The sequence below is a fragment of the Yersinia sp. LJYL362 genome, assembly GCF_048323875.1.
On sequence record NZ_JBLWEX010000181.1, the window covers coordinates 1 to 13,821 of the forward strand.

Here is a 13,821-nt window from a genome sequence, read left to right on the forward strand (position 1 = left end):
CCGAACAATACTCCCGATATGGGGGTTATATGTTGAACGATTACACTCCCCCATCAATCGAAATGGGTGCGAGGAGTAATCATTTACGTTTATAAATAATTGGAGCTCTGGTCTCATGCAGAACCAAAGAATCCGTATCCGCCTGAAAGCGTTTGATCATCGTTTGATCGATCAATCAACTGCGGAAATCGTCGAGACTGCCAAGCGCACTGGTGCGCAGGTTCGTGGTCCGATCCCGCTGCCAACTCGCAAAGAGCGCTTTACCGTTCTGATCTCTCCGCACGTCAATAAAGATGCGCGCGATCAGTACGAGATTCGCACTCACAAGCGTCTGGTTGACATCGTTGAGCCAACCGAGAAAACCGTTGATGCTCTGATGCGTCTGGATCTGGCTGCCGGTGTAGACGTGCAGATCAGCCTGGGTTAATCAGGTCATTGAGCGATTGAGAGGTTGAAACAATGATTGGTTTAGTCGGTAAGAAAGTGGGCATGACTCGTATCTTCACAGAAGATGGCGTTTCAATCCCAGTAACTGTTATCGAAATTGAAGCGAACCGCGTAACTCAGGTCAAAAGCCTGGAAAACGACGGATACCGTGCTGTGCAAGTAACTACCGGTGCTAAAAAAGCTAACCGCGTTACTAAACCAGAAGCGGGTCATTTCGCTAAAGCTGGCGTAGAAGCTGGCCGTGGTCTGTGGGAATTCCGCCTTCCAGAAGGTCAAGAGTTCACTGCTGGCCAAGAAATTAGCGTCGAGATTTTCGCAGACGTTAAGAAAGTTGACGTTACAGGTACGTCTAAAGGTAAAGGTTTTGCCGGTACTGTTAAGCGCTGGAACTTCCGTACCCAAGATGCTACCCATGGTAACTCCTTGTCTCACCGTGTTCCGGGTTCTATCGGTCAAAACCAGACTCCGGGCAAAGTGTTTAAAGGCAAGAAAATGGCAGGCCACCTGGGTGACGAGCGTGTAACCGTTCAAAGCCTGGACGTAGTACGTGTTGACGCTGAGCGCAACCTGCTGCTGGTTAAGGGTGCTGTACCGGGCGCAACCGGTGGCAACCTGATCGTTAAACCAGCTGTGAAGGCGTAAGGGGATAGCAATGGAATTAATAGTGAAAGACGCGCAAAGCGCGCTGACTGTTTCCGAAACTACCTTCGGTCGTGATTTCAACGAAGCGCTGGTACATCAGGTTGTTGTTGCTTATGCAGCAGGTGCCCGTCAAGGTACTCGTGCTCAGAAGACCCGCGCCGAAGTAACTGGTTCCGGTAAAAAACCGTGGCGCCAGAAAGGTACCGGCCGTGCGCGTGCAGGTTCTGTAAAGAGCCCAATCTGGCGTTCAGGTGGTGTGACCTTTGCTGCGAAGCCTCAGGACCACAGTCAGAAAGTAAATAAAAAGATGTACCGCGGCGCGCTGAAAAGCATTCTGTCCGAATTGGTACGTCAAGATCGTCTGATCATTGTCGAAAAGTTCTCTGTTGAAGCACCTAAAACTAAGTTGCTGGCACAGAAACTGAAAGATATGGCTCTGGAAGATGTACTGATCATCACTGGTGAACTGGACGAGAACTTGTTCTTGGCAGCTCGCAACCTGTATAAGGTTGATGTCCGTGATGTTGCTGGTATTGACCCAGTTAGCCTGATCGCCTTCGACAAAGTGGTTATGACTGCTGATGCTGTGAAGCAAGTTGAGGAGATGCTGGCATGATTCGTGAAGAACGTCTGCTGAAAGTACTGCGCGCGCCGCATGTATCTGAAAAAGCGTCCGCTGCGATGGAAAAGAATAACACCATCGTTCTCAAAGTTGCCAAAGACGCGACCAAAGCAGAAATTAAAGCTGCAGTGCAGAAACTGTTTGAAGTCGAAGTCGAAGACGTTAACACCTTGCTGGTTAAAGGCAAGAGTAAGCGTCACGGTCAGCGTGTTGGTCGTCGTAGCGACTGGAAAAAAGCTTACGTCACCCTGAAAGAAGGCCAGAATCTGGACTTCATCGGCGGCGCAGAGTAAGTCGGAGGAGTAAACAATGGCAATTGTTAAATGTAAACCTACGTCTCCGGGTCGTCGCCACGTTGTTAAAGTGGTTAACCCTGAGCTGCACAAGGGTAAGCCTTATGCCCCGTTGCTTGAGAAATTAAGCAAAAGCGGTGGCCGTAACAACAATGGCCGTATCACTACCCGTCATATCGGTGGTGGCCACAAGCAACATTATCGTCTGGTTGACTTCAAACGCAACAAAGATGGTATCCCTGCTGTGGTAGAGCGTCTGGAGTACGATCCGAACCGTTCCGCGAATATCGCGTTGGTTCTGTACAAAGACGGCGAACGCCGTTACATCCTGGCGCCGAAAGGCCTGAAAGCTGGTGACCAGATTCAATCTGGCGTTGATGCTGCAATTAAAGCAGGTAACACCCTGCCTATGCGTAACATCCCAGTTGGTTCAACGGTTCATAACGTAGAAATGAAACCAGGTAAAGGCGGCCAATTGGCTCGTTCTGCTGGTGCATACGTTCAGATCGTTGCTCGTGACGGTTCCTACGTTACTCTGCGTCTGCGCTCCGGCGAAATGCGCAAAGTTCTAGCTGATTGCCGCGCCACCTTAGGTGAAGTCGGTAACGCTGAACACATGCTGCGTGTCCTGGGTAAAGCAGGTGCTAGTCGTTGGCGTGGTATTCGTCCTACCGTTCGCGGTACGGCGATGAACCCGGTAGATCACCCACACGGTGGTGGTGAAGGTCGTAACTTTGGTAAGCACCCGGTAACCCCGTGGGGCGTTCAAACCAAAGGTAAGAAGACCCGTAGCAACAAGCGTACTGATAAGTTCATCGTACGTCGCCGTAGTAAAAAATAATTAGAGGATAAGCCATGCCACGTTCTCTCAAGAAAGGTCCCTTCATTGACCTGCACTTGCTGAAGAAGGTAGAGAAAGCGGTGGAAAGCGGAGACAAGAAGCCAATTCGGACTTGGTCCCGTCGTTCAACGGTCTTTCCAAATATGATCGGTTTGACCATCGCTGTCCATAATGGTCGTCAGCACGTTCCCGTTTTTGTTTCCGATGAAATGGTCGGTCACAAACTGGGCGAATTCGCGCCGACCCGTACTTATCGCGGCCATGCGGCCGATAAAAAGGCTAAAAAGCGCTAAGGTAGGAGGAAGAGATGGAAACTATCGCTAAACATCGCCACGCTCGTTCTTCTGCTCAGAAGGTTCGCTTGGTAGCGGACCTGATTCGCGGTAAGAAAGTGTCGCAAGCTCTGGAAACTCTGGCCTATACCAACAAGAAAGCTGCTGGTTTGGTTAAGAAGGTACTAGAGTCTGCCATTGCTAACGCAGAACACAACGATGGCGCTGACATCGATGATCTGAAAGTCACGAAGATTTTCGTAGACGAAGGCCCTAGCATGAAGCGCATTATGCCGCGTGCAAAAGGTCGTGCAGATCGCATCCTGAAGCGCACCAGCCACATTACTGTGGTTGTGTCCGATCGCTGAGACTCTGGAGACTAGCAATGGGTCAGAAAGTACATCCTAATGGTATTCGACTAGGTATTGTCAAAGCTTGGAACTCTACCTGGTACGCAAATACCAAAGAATTCGCTGACAACCTGGACAGCGACTTTAAAGTTCGCCAATTCCTGACTAAGGAATTAGCGAAAGCTTCCGTTTCTCGCATCGTTATCGAGCGTCCAGCGAAGAGCATCCGTGTGACTATTCACACCGCTCGTCCTGGCATCGTTATCGGCAAGAAAGGTGAAGATGTCGAAAAACTGCGTAAGGTCGTAGCGGATATCGCTGGCGTTCCTGCACAGATTAACATCGCCGAAGTCCGTAAACCGGAACTGGACGCAAAATTGGTTGCTGATAGCATCACTTCACAGCTGGAACGTCGTGTTATGTTCCGTCGTGCTATGAAGCGTGCTGTACAGAACGCAATGCGTCTTGGCGCTAAAGGTATCAAAGTTGAAGTAAGCGGCCGTCTTGGCGGTGCTGAAATCGCGCGTACCGAATGGTACCGTGAAGGTCGTGTTCCGTTGCATACACTGCGTGCGGATATCGATTACAACACATCTGAAGCGCACACCACTTATGGTGTAATCGGCGTTAAGGTATGGATCTTCAAAGGTGAGATCTTGGGTGGTATGGCTGCTGTTGAACAACCGGAACCGGCTGCTCAACCTAAAAAGCAGCAGCGTAAAGGCCGCAAGTAAGGAGAATCGCTGATGTTACAACCAAAGCGTACAAAATTCCGTAAGATGCACAAAGGCCGTAACCGTGGCCTTGCGCAAGGTACGGATGTTAGCTTCGGTGAGTTCGGCCTGAAAGCTTGTGGCCGTTGCCGCCTGACGGCTCGTCAAATCGAAGCAGCCCGTCGTGCGATGACACGTGCAATTAAGCGTCAAGGTAAGGTCTGGATCCGTGTATTCCCGGACAAACCGATCACCGAGAAGCCGCTCGAAGTGCGTATGGGTAAAGGTAAGGGTAACGTAGAGTATTGGGTTGCCCTGATCCAGCCAGGAAAAGTTTTATTTGAAATGGCTGGTGTGCCGGAAGAAACTGCTCGCGAAGCATTTAAGCTCGCTGCAGCGAAACTGCCTGTAGGAACCACCTTTGTAACTAAGACGGTGATGTAATGAAAGCACAAGAGCTGCGTGAAAAAAGCGTTGAAGAGCTGAACACTGAGCTGCTCAACCTGCTGCGTGAGCAATTTAATTTGCGCATGCAGGCGGCTAGTGGCCAGCTGCAACAAACTCACCTGTCGAAACAAGTGCGTCGTAATATCGCACGTGTTAAGACTTTACTGACTGAAAAGGCGGGTGCGTAATGACTGACCAAATCCGTACTCTGCAAGGTCGCGTAGTTAGTGACAAAATGGAGAAATCCATGGTTGTCGCTATCGAACGTGTGGTGAAGCACCCAATTTATGGGAAATTCATCCGTCGTACGACGAAATTGCATGTACATGACGAGAACAATGAATGTGGAATCGGTGACGTGGTAGAAATCCGCGAATGCCGTCCATTGTCAAAGACTAAGTCTTGGACACTTGTTCGCGTTGTAGAGAAAGCGATTCTGTAATAGAGTAGCCAACTCGAACATAATAAACGGCTCAGAAAGTGGGCCGTTTATTTTTTCTACCCATAATTTGGAAGCGGTGTTATAATGCTGCGCCCTCATTCATGGGGCTTTTAAACGACCTATTCTGGGTCCTAAAGTAGTAGTTGACATTAGCGGAGCACTAACATGATCCAAGAACAGACTATGCTGAACGTGGCCGACAACTCCGGTGCACGTCGCGTAATGTGTATCAAGGTTCTAGGTGGCTCGCACCGTCGCTACGCAGGCATCGGCGACATCATCAAGATCACCATCAAGGAAGCAATTCCTCGTGGCAAGGTGAAGAAAGGCGATGTTCTGAAGGCGGTAGTGGTGCGCACCAAGAAGGGTGTACGTCGCCCGGACGGTTCTGTCATTCGCTTCGATGGCAACGCTTGTGTTATTTTAAATAATAACAGCGAGCAGCCAATCGGCACGCGTATTTTTGGGCCGGTAACTCGTGAACTGCGTAATGAGAAGTTCATGAAAATTATCTCTCTGGCACCAGAAGTACTCTAAGGAGCGAACCATGGCAGCGAAAATCCGTCGTGATGACGAAGTTATCGTGCTAACCGGGAAAGACAAAGGTAAGCGCGGTAAAGTAAAGAATGTCCTGTCTGCTAGTAAGGTCATTGTTGAAGGTATCAACCTGGTTAAAAAACATCAGAAGCCGGTTCCGGCCCTGAATCAACCAGGTGGCATTGTTGAAAAAGAAGCTGCAATTCAAGTTTCCAACATTGCGCTGTTCAACGCGGCAACTGGTAAGGCTGACCGTGTAGGCTTTAGATTCGAAGACGGGAAAAAAGTCCGTTTCTTTAAATCTAATAGCGAAACTATCAAGTAATTTGGAGTAATACGATGGCGAAACTGCATGATTACTACAAAGACGAGGTAGTCAAACAACTGATGTCTCAGTTTGACTACAACTCTGTCATGCAAGTCCCTCGGGTCGAGAAGATCACCCTGAACATGGGTGTTGGTGAAGCGATCGCTGACAAGAAACTGCTGGATAATGCAGCAGCTGACTTGGCAGCAATCTCCGGCCAAAAGCCGTTTATCACCAAAGCACGCAAATCTGTTGCAGGCTTCAAAATCCGTCAGGGCTATCCGATCGGCTGTAAAGTAACCCTGCGTGGCGAACGCATGTGGGAATTCCTTGAGCGTCTGATTACCATTGCTGTACCTCGTATCCGTGACTTCCGTGGCTTGTCCGCTAAGTCATTCGATGGTCGTGGTAACTACAGCATGGGTGTGCGCGAGCAGATCATCTTCCCGGAAATCGACTACGATAAAGTCGATCGTGTGCGTGGTTTGGATATTACCATTACCACTACTGCGAAATCCGATGATGAAGGCCGTGCATTATTGGCTGCTTTTAAATTCCCATTCCGCAAGTAAGGTAGGGTTACTGATGGCTAAGCAATCAATGAAAGCACGCGAAGTCGTTCGCGTGAAACTAGCTAACAAATACCGCGCTCAACGCGAGGAATTAAAAGCTATTATCTCTGGTGTGAACTCATCCGACGAAGATCGTTGGAATGCTGTTCTGAAGCTGCAGTCTCTGCCGCGTGATTCCAGCCCGTCCCGTCAGCGTAACCGCTGCAACCAAACTGGTCGTCCGCATGGTTTCTTGCGGAAGTTCGGGTTGAGCCGTATTAAAGTCCGTGAAACCGCAATGCGCGGTGAAATCCCGGGCCTTAAAAAGGCTAGCTGGTAATTGTCACCAATTGAATCACGGGAGTAAAGACAGATGAGCATGCAAGATCCGATCGCGGATATGCTGACCCGTATCCGTAACGGTCAATCCGCAAACAAAGTCGCGGTCACCATGCCTTCCTCCAAGCTGAAAGTGGCAATTGCCAACGTTCTGAAGGAAGAAGGTTTTATTGAAGATTTTAAAGTCGAAGGCGACACCAAGCCTGTTCTGGAATTAGCACTTAAGTATTTCCAGGGTAAGGCAGTGGTAGAAAGCATTCAACGTATCAGCCGTCCAGGTCTGCGCATCTATAAGAAAAAAGATGAGCTGCCAAAAGTTATGGCCGGTTTGGGTATCGCTGTTATTTCTACCTCTAAAGGTGTTATGACCGATCGTGCAGCTCGCCAAGCTGGTCTTGGTGGCGAGATTATCTGCTACGTAGCTTAATTCGGGAGGAAAGAATGTCTCGTGTTGCAAAAGCACCCGTCGTCATTCCTGCCGGCGTAGAGGTAAAACTCAACGGTCAGGTTATTTCGATTAAGGGTAAGAACGGCGAGCTGACTCGTACCGTCCATAGTGCTGTTGAAGTTAAGCAAGAAGAAAATACACTGACTTTCGCTCCACGCGAAGGCGCTGTAGACGGTTGGGCCCAAGCGGGTACCACTCGTGCACTGCTTAATGCAATGGTCATTGGTGTTACCGAAGGCTTCACTAAGAAGCTTCAATTGGTAGGTGTAGGTTACCGTGCCGCAGTTAAAGGCAACGTGGTGAATTTAGCTTTAGGCTTCTCTCATCCAGTTGACCATGAATTGCCGGCTGGCATCACTGCTGAATGTCCGACCCAAACTGAAATCGTGCTGAAAGGCGCTGATAAGCAGGTGATTGGTCAGGTTGCAGCAGATTTACGTGCCTACCGTCGTCCTGAGCCTTATAAAGGCAAGGGTGTCCGTTACGCCGACGAAGTCGTGCGTACCAAAGAGGCTAAGAAGAAGTAAGGTAACACTATGGATAAGAAAGCAGCTCGTATCCGTCGTGCGACCCGCGCACGCCGCAAGCTCAAAGAACTGGGTGCGACTCGCCTGGTGGTACATCGTACCCCACGCCATATTTACGCGCAGGTTATCGCACCAAACGGTTCTGAAATTTTGGTAGCAGCTTCTACTGTAGAAAAAGCTATCAATGAGCAATTGAAGTACGCCGGCAACAAAGATGCCGCCGCAGCTGTAGGTAAAGCTGTTGCAGAGCGCGCATTGGAAAAAGGGATCACGAAAGTATCCTTTGACCGTTCCGGTTTCCAATATCATGGTCGAGTCCAGGCACTGGCAGATGCTGCCCGTGAAGCTGGCCTTCAGTTCTAAGGTAGAGGTGTAAGATGTCTCACATCGAAAAACAAGCTGGCGAACTGCAGGAAAAGCTGATCGCGGTAAACCGCGTATCTAAAACCGTAAAAGGTGGCCGTATTTTCAGCTTTACCGCACTGACAGTAGTTGGTGATGGTAACGGTCGCGTTGGTTTTGGCTACGGCAAAGCACGCGAAGTTCCGGCAGCGATCCAGAAAGCGATGGAAAAAGCCCGTCGCGCTATGATTAATGTTGCATTGAATAACGGTACCCTGCAGCACCCTGTTAAAGGTGCTCACACAGGTTCCCGTGTATTCATGCAACCAGCTTCTGAAGGTACCGGTATCATCGCCGGTGGTGCAATGCGCGCCGTCTTAGAAGTTGCAGGGGTTCATAACGTTTTAGCTAAAGCATATGGTTCTACTAACCCGATTAACGTGGTTCGTGCAACTATCGCTGCTTTAGAAGATATGAAATCCCCAGAAATGGTCGCTGCTAAGCGTGGTAAGTCCGTCGAAGAAATTCTAGGGAAATAACCATGGCAAAGACTATTAAAGTAACTCAAACAAAAAGCAGTATCGGTCGTTTGCCGAAACACAAGGCAACTCTGATCGGTTTAGGTCTGCGTCGTATTGGTCATACTGTAGAGCGTGAGGATACTCCTGCTGTACGTGGTATGGTCAACTTGGTTTCCTACATGGTTAAAGTTGAGGAGTAACAGATGCGTTTAAATACTCTGTCTCCGGCTGAAGGTGCCAAGCATGCGCCGAAGCGTGTAGGTCGTGGTATCGGTTCTGGCCTGGGTAAAACTGCTGGTCGTGGTCACAAAGGTCAGAACTCACGTTCTGGTGGTGGCGTACGTCGTGGTTTTGAAGGTGGTCAGATGCCTTTATATCGTCGTTTGCCGAAATTCGGCTTCACCTCTCGCAAAGCTATGATCACGGCAGAAGTTCGTCTGTCTGAACTGGCTTTAGTGGAAGGCGACGTAATCGACCTGAACACGCTGAAAGCCGCTAACGTTGTTGGTACCCAGATTGAGTTCGCGAAAGTTATGCTTTCAGGCGAAATCACTCGTGCGGTAACTCTTCGTGGTCTGCGTGTCACCAAAGGCGCTCGTGCTGCTATCGAAGCTGCTGGCGGTAAAATTGAGGAATAAGTAGCAGATGGCTAAGCAACCAGGATTAGATTTTCAAAGTGCTAAAGGCGGATTAGGCGAACTGAAGCGCAGACTTTTGTTTGTTATCGGTGCGCTTATTGTTTTCCGTATCGGCTCTTTTATTCCGATTCCTGGTATCGATGCCACTGTGCTTGCTAAATTGCTCGAGCAGCAGAGAGGGACCATCATTGAAATGTTTAACATGTTCTCTGGTGGTGCTCTCAGTCGTGCTTCTATCTTTGCCTTGGGTATCATGCCGTATATTTCGGCATCGATTATTATCCAACTGCTGACGGTGGTTCATCCAGCGTTAGCAGAAATAAAGAAAGAAGGGGAGGCTGGCCGTCGTAAGATTAGTCAGTACACCCGTTATGGCACGTTGGTATTGGCTATATTCCAATCGATCGGTATTGCTACCGGTCTACCGAATATGCCTGGGATGCAAGGTCTGGTAATCAATCCAGGCTTTGCCTTCTATTTTACCGCTGTTGTTAGCTTGGTTACAGGGACTATGTTCCTAATGTGGCTGGGCGAACAGATTACTGAGCGTGGTATCGGTAACGGTATTTCAATCATAATCTTTGCTGGTATTGTTGCCGGTCTTCCACCTGCAATAGCCCATACCATCGAGCAAGCTCGGCAAGGCGACCTGCACTTCCTCCTGTTGCTGTTGGTTGCAGTATTAGTGTTTGCAGTAACCTTCTTCGTTGTTTTCATTGAACGTGGTCAGCGCCGTATCGTCGTTAACTATGCTAAACGTCAACAAGGTCGTCGTGTTTATGCAGCACAGAGCACACACTTACCGTTGAAAGTAAATATGGCTGGGGTTATCCCTGCAATCTTTGCTTCCAGCATAATTCTGTTCCCTGCCACGATTGCATCATGGTTTGGGGGCGGGACAGGTTGGAACTGGCTGACGACTATTTCGATGTATTTGCAGCCGGGACAGCCGCTTTATGTGTTACTCTATGCGTCTGCAATCATCTTCTTCTGTTTCTTCTACACGGCGTTGGTGTTTAACCCGCGTGAAACAGCAGATAACCTGAAGAAGTCCGGTGCATTCGTGCCAGGAATTCGTCCGGGAGAGCAAACGGCGAAGTACATCGATAAAGTAATGACGCGTCTAACCTTAATTGGTGCGATGTATATTACTTTCATCTGCCTGATCCCGGAGTTCATGCGTGACGCGATGAAAGTACCATTTTACTTTGGTGGTACCTCCCTACTTATCGTAGTGGTGGTCATCATGGACTTTATGGCTCAAGTGCAAACTCTGATGATGTCTAGTCAATATGAGTCTGCATTGAAGAAAGCAAACCTGAAAGGCTATAACCGCTAATTCAGGGATGTTTGAGAAGTTACGGAGAGTAAAAATGAAAGTTCGTGCTTCCGTCAAGAAATTATGTCGTAACTGCAAAATTGTTAAGCGTAACGGTGTCGTTCGCGTAATCTGCAGTGCCGAACCAAAGCATAAACAGCGTCAAGGCTGATTTATCTTGCATATTTTTCTTGCAAAGTTGGGTTGAGCTGGCTAGATTAGCCAGCCAATCTTTTGTATGTGACTGCAATGCTATTTGAGTATCCTGAAAACGGGCTTTTCAGAATGGTATTGCTGTATAAAATAGTAGGAGTGCATAGTGGCCCGTATAGCAGGCATTAACATTCCTGATCAGAAACATACCGTTATCGCTTTAACTGCGATCTACGGCATCGGTAAGACCCGTTCACAGGCTATCTGTGTTGCTGCGGGTATTGCTGAAAATGTTAAGATCAGTGAGCTGTCTGAAGAGCAAATCGAGAAGCTGCGTGACGAAGTTGCCAAGTACGTTGTAGAAGGTGATCTGCGTCGTGAGGTGACCCTGAGCATCAAGCGTCTGATGGACCTTGGGACTTATCGTGGTTTGCGTCATCGTCGTGGTCTACCAGTTCGCGGTCAGCGTACTAAGACCAACGCACGTACCCGTAAGGGTCCGCGTAAACCGATCAAGAAATAATCGGGGTGATTGAATAATGGCAAAGGCACCTATTCGTGCACGCAAGCGTGTAAGAAAGACAGTCTCTGACGGTGTGGCTCATATCCATGCTTCTTTCAACAACACCATCGTTACCATTACAGATCGTCAAGGTAACGCATTGGGTTGGGCAACAGCAGGTGGTTCCGGTTTCCGTGGATCTCGTAAGTCTACTCCGTTTGCAGCGCAAGTTGCAGCAGAGCGCTGCGCTGACGCAGTGAAAGAATACGGTATCAAGAATCTGGAAGTTATGGTTAAAGGACCTGGTCCGGGCCGTGAGTCTACTATCCGTGCGTTAAACGCGGCTGGTTTCCGCATCACTAATATTACTGATGTGACTCCGATCCCTCATAACGGTTGTCGTCCGCCGAAAAAGCGCCGCGTATAACGCTGCTTTTAGGTTTGTTGGAGAGAGAAAATGGCAAGATATTTGGGTCCTAAGCTCAAGCTGAGCCGTCGTGAGGGCACAGACCTGTTCCTTAAGTCTGGCGTTCGCGCGATTGACACCAAGTGTAAGATTGAACAACCACCTGGCCAGCACGGTGCGCGTAAACCGCGTCTGTCTGACTACGGTGTGCAGTTACGTGAGAAACAAAAAGTTCGCCGTATCTATGGTGTTCTAGAACGTCAATTCCGTAACTACTATAAAGAAGCAGCACGTCTGAAAGGCAACACAGGTGCAAACCTGTTGCAATTGCTGGAAGGCCGTCTGGATAACGTAGTTTACCGTATGGGCTTTGGCGCAACTCGTGCTGAATCACGTCAGCTGGTTAGTCATAAAGCTATCATGGTAAATGGTCGCGTTGTTAACATCGCTTCTTATCAGGTATCTCCGAATGACGTAGTCAGCATCCGTGAGAAAGCTAAAAAGCAGTCTCGTGTTAAGGCAGCTTTGGAGCTGGCTGAGCAGCGTGAAAAGCCGACTTGGCTGGAAGTTGATGCTGTCAAGATGGAAGGTGTGTTCAAACGTATTCCTGAACGTACTGATCTGTCTGCGGACATTAACGAACACCTGATCGTCGAGCTTTACTCTAAGTAAAGCTTAGTACCAAAGAGAGGACACAATGCAGGGTTCTGTGACAGAGTTTCTAAAACCGCGCCTGGTAGATATCGAGCAAGTCAGTTCGACGCACGCCAAGGTGACCCTTGAGCCGTTAGAGCGTGGCTTTGGCCATACTCTCGGCAACGCACTGCGCCGTATTCTGCTTTCATCTATGCCGGGTTGCGCGGTGACCGAGGTTGAGATTGATGGTGTACTGCATGAGTACAGCACCAAAGAAGGCGTACAGGAAGATATCCTGGAGATCCTGCTCAACCTGAAAGGGCTGGCGGTGAGAGTTCAGGGTAAAGATGAAGTTATTCTTACCCTGAATAAGTCTGGCATTGGCCCTGTGACTGCAGCCGATATCACCCATGATGGTGATGTCGAAATCGTCAAGCCGCAGCACGTTATCTGCCACCTGACCGATGAGAACGCATCTATTAGTATGCGTATCAAAGTTCAACGTGGTCGGGGTTATGTGCCGGCTTCTGCCCGAATTCATTCGGAAGAAGATGAGCGCCCGATTGGTCGTTTGTTAGTAGACGCATGCTATAGCCCTGTAGAGCGTATTGCCTACAATGTTGAAGCAGCGCGTGTAGAACAGCGTACCGACCTGGACAAGTTGGTTATCGAGATGGAAACCAATGGCACGATCGATCCTGAAGAGGCGATCCGCCGTGCGGCAACTATCTTGGCTGAACAGCTTGAAGCTTTCGTTGACCTACGTGATGTACGTCAGCCGGAAGTTAAAGAAGAGAAGCCAGAGTTTGATCCGATCCTGCTGCGCCCTGTTGACGATCTGGAATTGACTGTCCGCTCTGCTAACTGCCTCAAGGCAGAAGCTATCCACTACATCGGTGATCTGGTACAGCGTACCGAGGTTGAGTTGCTGAAAACGCCTAACCTGGGTAAAAAATCTCTTACTGAGATTAAAGACGTGCTCGCATCACGTGGTCTTTCTTTAGGCATGCGCCTAGAAAATTGGCCACCGGCTAGCATTGCTGATAACGAGTAACCGGATCACAGGTTAAGGTTTTACTGAGAAGGATAAGGTCATGCGCCATCGTAAGAGTGGTCGTCAACTGAACCGTAACAGCAGCCATCGCCAGGCTATGTTCCGTAACATGGCCGGCTCTTTGGTTCGTCATGAGATAATCAAGACGACCCTGCCGAAAGCGAAAGAGCTGCGTCGCGTTGTTGAGCCGCTGATTACTCTTGCCAAGACCGACAGCGTAGCTAATCGTCGTCTGGCATTCGCCCGTACTCGTGATAACGAGATCGTGGCAAAACTGTTTAACGAGCTAGGCCCGCGTTTCGCGAGCCGCGCCGGTGGTTACACTCGCATTCTGAAGTGTGGCTTCCGTGCAGGCGACAACGCACCGATGGCTTACATCGAGTTAGTTGATCGTGCTGCATCGCAAGCAGAAGTAGTTGCTGCAGAGTAATCTGTAAACGCGTAAAAAAACCGGGCTTGCCCGGTTTTTTTAC

28 protein-coding genes are annotated in these 13,821 nt (G+C 49.2%); all 28 read left to right on the plus strand.

The genetic code is table 11. The features are described 5' to 3' along the window. Positions 1-115 precede the first annotated feature (115 nt). The 28 genes from rpsJ to rplQ all read left to right on the plus strand — a co-directional run bounded on the left by rpsJ (position 116) and on the right by rplQ (position 13,778). A complete protein-coding gene (gene rpsJ, locus ACNSO8_RS08865) occupies positions 116-427 on the plus strand; it encodes a 30S ribosomal protein S10 (RefSeq protein ID WP_001181005.1) in 312 nt (103 codons plus the stop codon). Positions 428-459: 32 nt separating this feature from the next. Next, entirely contained in the window at positions 460-1,089 is a 630-nt protein-coding gene (rplC, locus tag ACNSO8_RS08870) for a 50S ribosomal protein L3 (protein WP_004709250.1), read from the plus strand. A gap of 10 nt (positions 1,090-1,099) precedes the next feature. Then, positions 1,100-1,705, plus strand: a complete 606-nt coding sequence (rplD, locus tag ACNSO8_RS08875; protein WP_005174626.1) for a 50S ribosomal protein L4 — start codon at positions 1,100-1,102, stop codon at positions 1,703-1,705. Further along, a complete protein-coding gene (gene rplW / locus ACNSO8_RS08880; RefSeq protein WP_005159841.1) occupies positions 1,702-2,004 on the plus strand; it encodes a 50S ribosomal protein L23 in 303 nt (100 codons plus the stop codon). The genes rplD and rplW overlap by 4 nt, the downstream gene beginning before the upstream one ends. Positions 2,005-2,020: 16 nt before the next feature. Further along, a complete protein-coding gene (gene rplB / locus ACNSO8_RS08885; protein ID WP_004709246.1) occupies positions 2,021-2,845 on the plus strand; it encodes a 50S ribosomal protein L2 in 825 nt (274 codons plus the stop codon). A gap of 14 nt (positions 2,846-2,859) precedes the next feature. Continuing rightward, entirely contained in the window at positions 2,860-3,138 is a 279-nt protein-coding gene (gene rpsS / locus ACNSO8_RS08890; protein ID WP_002213430.1) for a 30S ribosomal protein S19, read from the plus strand. A gap of 14 nt (positions 3,139-3,152) precedes the next feature. Next, complete coding sequence (gene rplV, locus ACNSO8_RS08895; RefSeq protein ID WP_004391423.1) at positions 3,153-3,485, plus strand: 50S ribosomal protein L22; 333 nt, start codon at positions 3,153-3,155, stop codon at positions 3,483-3,485. A 17-nt stretch (positions 3,486-3,502) separates the two neighbouring features. Then, on the plus strand, positions 3,503-4,201 hold the full coding sequence (gene rpsC / locus ACNSO8_RS08900; RefSeq protein WP_002221644.1) for a 30S ribosomal protein S3: 699 nt from the start codon (positions 3,503-3,505) through the stop codon (positions 4,199-4,201). Positions 4,202-4,213: 12 nt separating this feature from the next. Beyond that, positions 4,214-4,624 (plus strand): 50S ribosomal protein L16, encoded by a 411-nt coding sequence (rplP, locus tag ACNSO8_RS08905; RefSeq protein WP_002218940.1) that lies wholly within the window; start codon positions 4,214-4,216, stop codon positions 4,622-4,624. Beyond that, positions 4,624-4,815, plus strand: a complete 192-nt coding sequence (gene rpmC / locus ACNSO8_RS08910; RefSeq protein WP_005159843.1) for a 50S ribosomal protein L29 — start codon at positions 4,624-4,626, stop codon at positions 4,813-4,815. The genes rplP and rpmC overlap by 1 nt, the downstream gene beginning before the upstream one ends. Next, positions 4,815-5,069 (plus strand): 30S ribosomal protein S17, encoded by a 255-nt coding sequence (rpsQ, locus tag ACNSO8_RS08915; protein ID WP_002228135.1) that lies wholly within the window; start codon positions 4,815-4,817, stop codon positions 5,067-5,069. The genes rpmC and rpsQ overlap by 1 nt, the downstream gene beginning before the upstream one ends. Before the next feature lie 165 nt (positions 5,070-5,234). Beyond that, on the plus strand, positions 5,235-5,606 hold the full coding sequence (rplN, locus tag ACNSO8_RS08920; protein WP_002213325.1) for a 50S ribosomal protein L14: 372 nt from the start codon (positions 5,235-5,237) through the stop codon (positions 5,604-5,606). A 10-nt stretch (positions 5,607-5,616) separates the two neighbouring features. Then, positions 5,617-5,931: a 50S ribosomal protein L24 gene (rplX, locus tag ACNSO8_RS08925; protein ID WP_004391420.1), complete on the plus strand. Its 315-nt coding sequence runs from the start codon at positions 5,617-5,619 to the stop codon at positions 5,929-5,931. Positions 5,932-5,945: 14 nt separating this feature from the next. After that, complete coding sequence (rplE, locus tag ACNSO8_RS08930) at positions 5,946-6,485, plus strand: 50S ribosomal protein L5 (RefSeq protein ID WP_005159856.1); 540 nt, start codon at positions 5,946-5,948, stop codon at positions 6,483-6,485. A 13-nt stretch (positions 6,486-6,498) separates the two neighbouring features. Next, positions 6,499-6,804 carry a 30S ribosomal protein S14 gene (gene rpsN, locus ACNSO8_RS08935; protein ID WP_004391418.1) on the plus strand — a complete coding sequence of 102 codons (306 nt, stop codon included), beginning with the start codon at positions 6,499-6,501 and terminating at the stop codon, positions 6,802-6,804. Positions 6,805-6,837: 33 nt separating this feature from the next. Continuing rightward, positions 6,838-7,230: a 30S ribosomal protein S8 gene (gene rpsH / locus ACNSO8_RS08940; RefSeq protein WP_005159858.1), complete on the plus strand. Its 393-nt coding sequence runs from the start codon at positions 6,838-6,840 to the stop codon at positions 7,228-7,230. A 14-nt stretch (positions 7,231-7,244) separates the two neighbouring features. Then, positions 7,245-7,778, plus strand: coding sequence for a 50S ribosomal protein L6 (gene rplF / locus ACNSO8_RS08945; protein ID WP_005159860.1), 534 nt, complete (start codon positions 7,245-7,247; stop codon positions 7,776-7,778). Between the two features lie 9 nt (positions 7,779-7,787). Then, on the plus strand, positions 7,788-8,141 hold the full coding sequence (gene rplR / locus ACNSO8_RS08950) for a 50S ribosomal protein L18 (protein WP_004391413.1): 354 nt from the start codon (positions 7,788-7,790) through the stop codon (positions 8,139-8,141). A gap of 14 nt (positions 8,142-8,155) precedes the next feature. Continuing rightward, on the plus strand, positions 8,156-8,659 hold the full coding sequence (gene rpsE / locus ACNSO8_RS08955) for a 30S ribosomal protein S5 (protein WP_002213337.1): 504 nt from the start codon (positions 8,156-8,158) through the stop codon (positions 8,657-8,659). Between the two features lie 2 nt (positions 8,660-8,661). After that, complete coding sequence (gene rpmD / locus ACNSO8_RS08960; protein WP_002213339.1) at positions 8,662-8,841, plus strand: 50S ribosomal protein L30; 180 nt, start codon at positions 8,662-8,664, stop codon at positions 8,839-8,841. A gap of 3 nt (positions 8,842-8,844) precedes the next feature. Continuing rightward, complete coding sequence (gene rplO / locus ACNSO8_RS08965) at positions 8,845-9,279, plus strand: 50S ribosomal protein L15 (protein ID WP_004391411.1); 435 nt, start codon at positions 8,845-8,847, stop codon at positions 9,277-9,279. Between the two features lie 7 nt (positions 9,280-9,286). Continuing rightward, positions 9,287-10,618, plus strand: a complete 1,332-nt coding sequence (gene secY, locus ACNSO8_RS08970; RefSeq protein ID WP_002213344.1) for a preprotein translocase subunit SecY — start codon at positions 9,287-9,289, stop codon at positions 10,616-10,618. Positions 10,619-10,652: 34 nt separating this feature from the next. After that, complete coding sequence (gene rpmJ, locus ACNSO8_RS08975) at positions 10,653-10,769, plus strand: 50S ribosomal protein L36 (RefSeq protein WP_002227352.1); 117 nt, start codon at positions 10,653-10,655, stop codon at positions 10,767-10,769. 147 nt (positions 10,770-10,916) lie between these two features. Beyond that, a complete protein-coding gene (rpsM, locus tag ACNSO8_RS08980; RefSeq protein WP_004702348.1) occupies positions 10,917-11,273 on the plus strand; it encodes a 30S ribosomal protein S13 in 357 nt (118 codons plus the stop codon). 16 nt (positions 11,274-11,289) lie between these two features. Continuing rightward, positions 11,290-11,679, plus strand: coding sequence for a 30S ribosomal protein S11 (rpsK, locus tag ACNSO8_RS08985; RefSeq protein ID WP_004709234.1), 390 nt, complete (start codon positions 11,290-11,292; stop codon positions 11,677-11,679). 30 nt (positions 11,680-11,709) lie between these two features. Then, on the plus strand, positions 11,710-12,330 hold the full coding sequence (rpsD, locus tag ACNSO8_RS08990; protein ID WP_002218949.1) for a 30S ribosomal protein S4: 621 nt from the start codon (positions 11,710-11,712) through the stop codon (positions 12,328-12,330). 25 nt (positions 12,331-12,355) lie between these two features. Continuing rightward, positions 12,356-13,348 carry a DNA-directed RNA polymerase subunit alpha gene (locus ACNSO8_RS08995; RefSeq protein ID WP_004709232.1) on the plus strand — a complete coding sequence of 331 codons (993 nt, stop codon included), beginning with the start codon at positions 12,356-12,358 and terminating at the stop codon, positions 13,346-13,348. 40 nt (positions 13,349-13,388) lie between these two features. Then, positions 13,389-13,778, plus strand: coding sequence for a 50S ribosomal protein L17 (rplQ, locus tag ACNSO8_RS09000; protein ID WP_004391407.1), 390 nt, complete (start codon positions 13,389-13,391; stop codon positions 13,776-13,778). The last annotated feature ends 43 nt before the right edge of the window (positions 13,779-13,821 follow it).

Bases quoted from the DNA above. Each gene is read 5' to 3' on its own strand.
- rpsJ (WP_001181005.1), top strand. From the start codon at position 116: ATGCAGAACCAAAGAATCCGTATCCGCCTGAAAGCGTTTGATCATCGT.
- rplC (WP_004709250.1), top strand. From the start codon at position 460: ATGATTGGTTTAGTCGGTAAGAAAGTGGGCATGACTCGTATCTTCACA.
- rplD (WP_005174626.1), top strand. From the start codon at position 1,100: ATGGAATTAATAGTGAAAGACGCGCAAAGCGCGCTGACTGTTTCCGAA.
- rplW (WP_005159841.1), top strand. From the start codon at position 1,702: ATGATTCGTGAAGAACGTCTGCTGAAAGTACTGCGCGCGCCGCATGTA.
- rplB (WP_004709246.1), top strand. From the start codon at position 2,021: ATGGCAATTGTTAAATGTAAACCTACGTCTCCGGGTCGTCGCCACGTT.
- rpsS (WP_002213430.1), top strand. From the start codon at position 2,860: ATGCCACGTTCTCTCAAGAAAGGTCCCTTCATTGACCTGCACTTGCTG.
- rplV (WP_004391423.1), top strand. From the start codon at position 3,153: ATGGAAACTATCGCTAAACATCGCCACGCTCGTTCTTCTGCTCAGAAG.
- rpsC (WP_002221644.1), top strand. From the start codon at position 3,503: ATGGGTCAGAAAGTACATCCTAATGGTATTCGACTAGGTATTGTCAAA.
- rplP (WP_002218940.1), top strand. From the start codon at position 4,214: ATGTTACAACCAAAGCGTACAAAATTCCGTAAGATGCACAAAGGCCGT.
- rpmC (WP_005159843.1), top strand. From the start codon at position 4,624: ATGAAAGCACAAGAGCTGCGTGAAAAAAGCGTTGAAGAGCTGAACACT.
- rpsQ (WP_002228135.1), top strand. From the start codon at position 4,815: ATGACTGACCAAATCCGTACTCTGCAAGGTCGCGTAGTTAGTGACAAA.
- rplN (WP_002213325.1), top strand. From the start codon at position 5,235: ATGATCCAAGAACAGACTATGCTGAACGTGGCCGACAACTCCGGTGCA.
- rplX (WP_004391420.1), top strand. From the start codon at position 5,617: ATGGCAGCGAAAATCCGTCGTGATGACGAAGTTATCGTGCTAACCGGG.
- rplE (WP_005159856.1), top strand. From the start codon at position 5,946: ATGGCGAAACTGCATGATTACTACAAAGACGAGGTAGTCAAACAACTG.
- rpsN (WP_004391418.1), top strand. From the start codon at position 6,499: ATGGCTAAGCAATCAATGAAAGCACGCGAAGTCGTTCGCGTGAAACTA.
- rpsH (WP_005159858.1), top strand. From the start codon at position 6,838: ATGAGCATGCAAGATCCGATCGCGGATATGCTGACCCGTATCCGTAAC.
- rplF (WP_005159860.1), top strand. From the start codon at position 7,245: ATGTCTCGTGTTGCAAAAGCACCCGTCGTCATTCCTGCCGGCGTAGAG.
- rplR (WP_004391413.1), top strand. From the start codon at position 7,788: ATGGATAAGAAAGCAGCTCGTATCCGTCGTGCGACCCGCGCACGCCGC.
- rpsE (WP_002213337.1), top strand. From the start codon at position 8,156: ATGTCTCACATCGAAAAACAAGCTGGCGAACTGCAGGAAAAGCTGATC.
- rpmD (WP_002213339.1), top strand. From the start codon at position 8,662: ATGGCAAAGACTATTAAAGTAACTCAAACAAAAAGCAGTATCGGTCGT.
- rplO (WP_004391411.1), top strand. From the start codon at position 8,845: ATGCGTTTAAATACTCTGTCTCCGGCTGAAGGTGCCAAGCATGCGCCG.
- secY (WP_002213344.1), top strand. From the start codon at position 9,287: ATGGCTAAGCAACCAGGATTAGATTTTCAAAGTGCTAAAGGCGGATTA.
- rpmJ (WP_002227352.1), top strand. From the start codon at position 10,653: ATGAAAGTTCGTGCTTCCGTCAAGAAATTATGTCGTAACTGCAAAATT.
- rpsK (WP_004709234.1), top strand. From the start codon at position 11,290: ATGGCAAAGGCACCTATTCGTGCACGCAAGCGTGTAAGAAAGACAGTC.
- rpsD (WP_002218949.1), top strand. From the start codon at position 11,710: ATGGCAAGATATTTGGGTCCTAAGCTCAAGCTGAGCCGTCGTGAGGGC.
- ACNSO8_RS08995 (WP_004709232.1), top strand. From the start codon at position 12,356: ATGCAGGGTTCTGTGACAGAGTTTCTAAAACCGCGCCTGGTAGATATC.
- rplQ (WP_004391407.1), top strand. From the start codon at position 13,389: ATGCGCCATCGTAAGAGTGGTCGTCAACTGAACCGTAACAGCAGCCAT.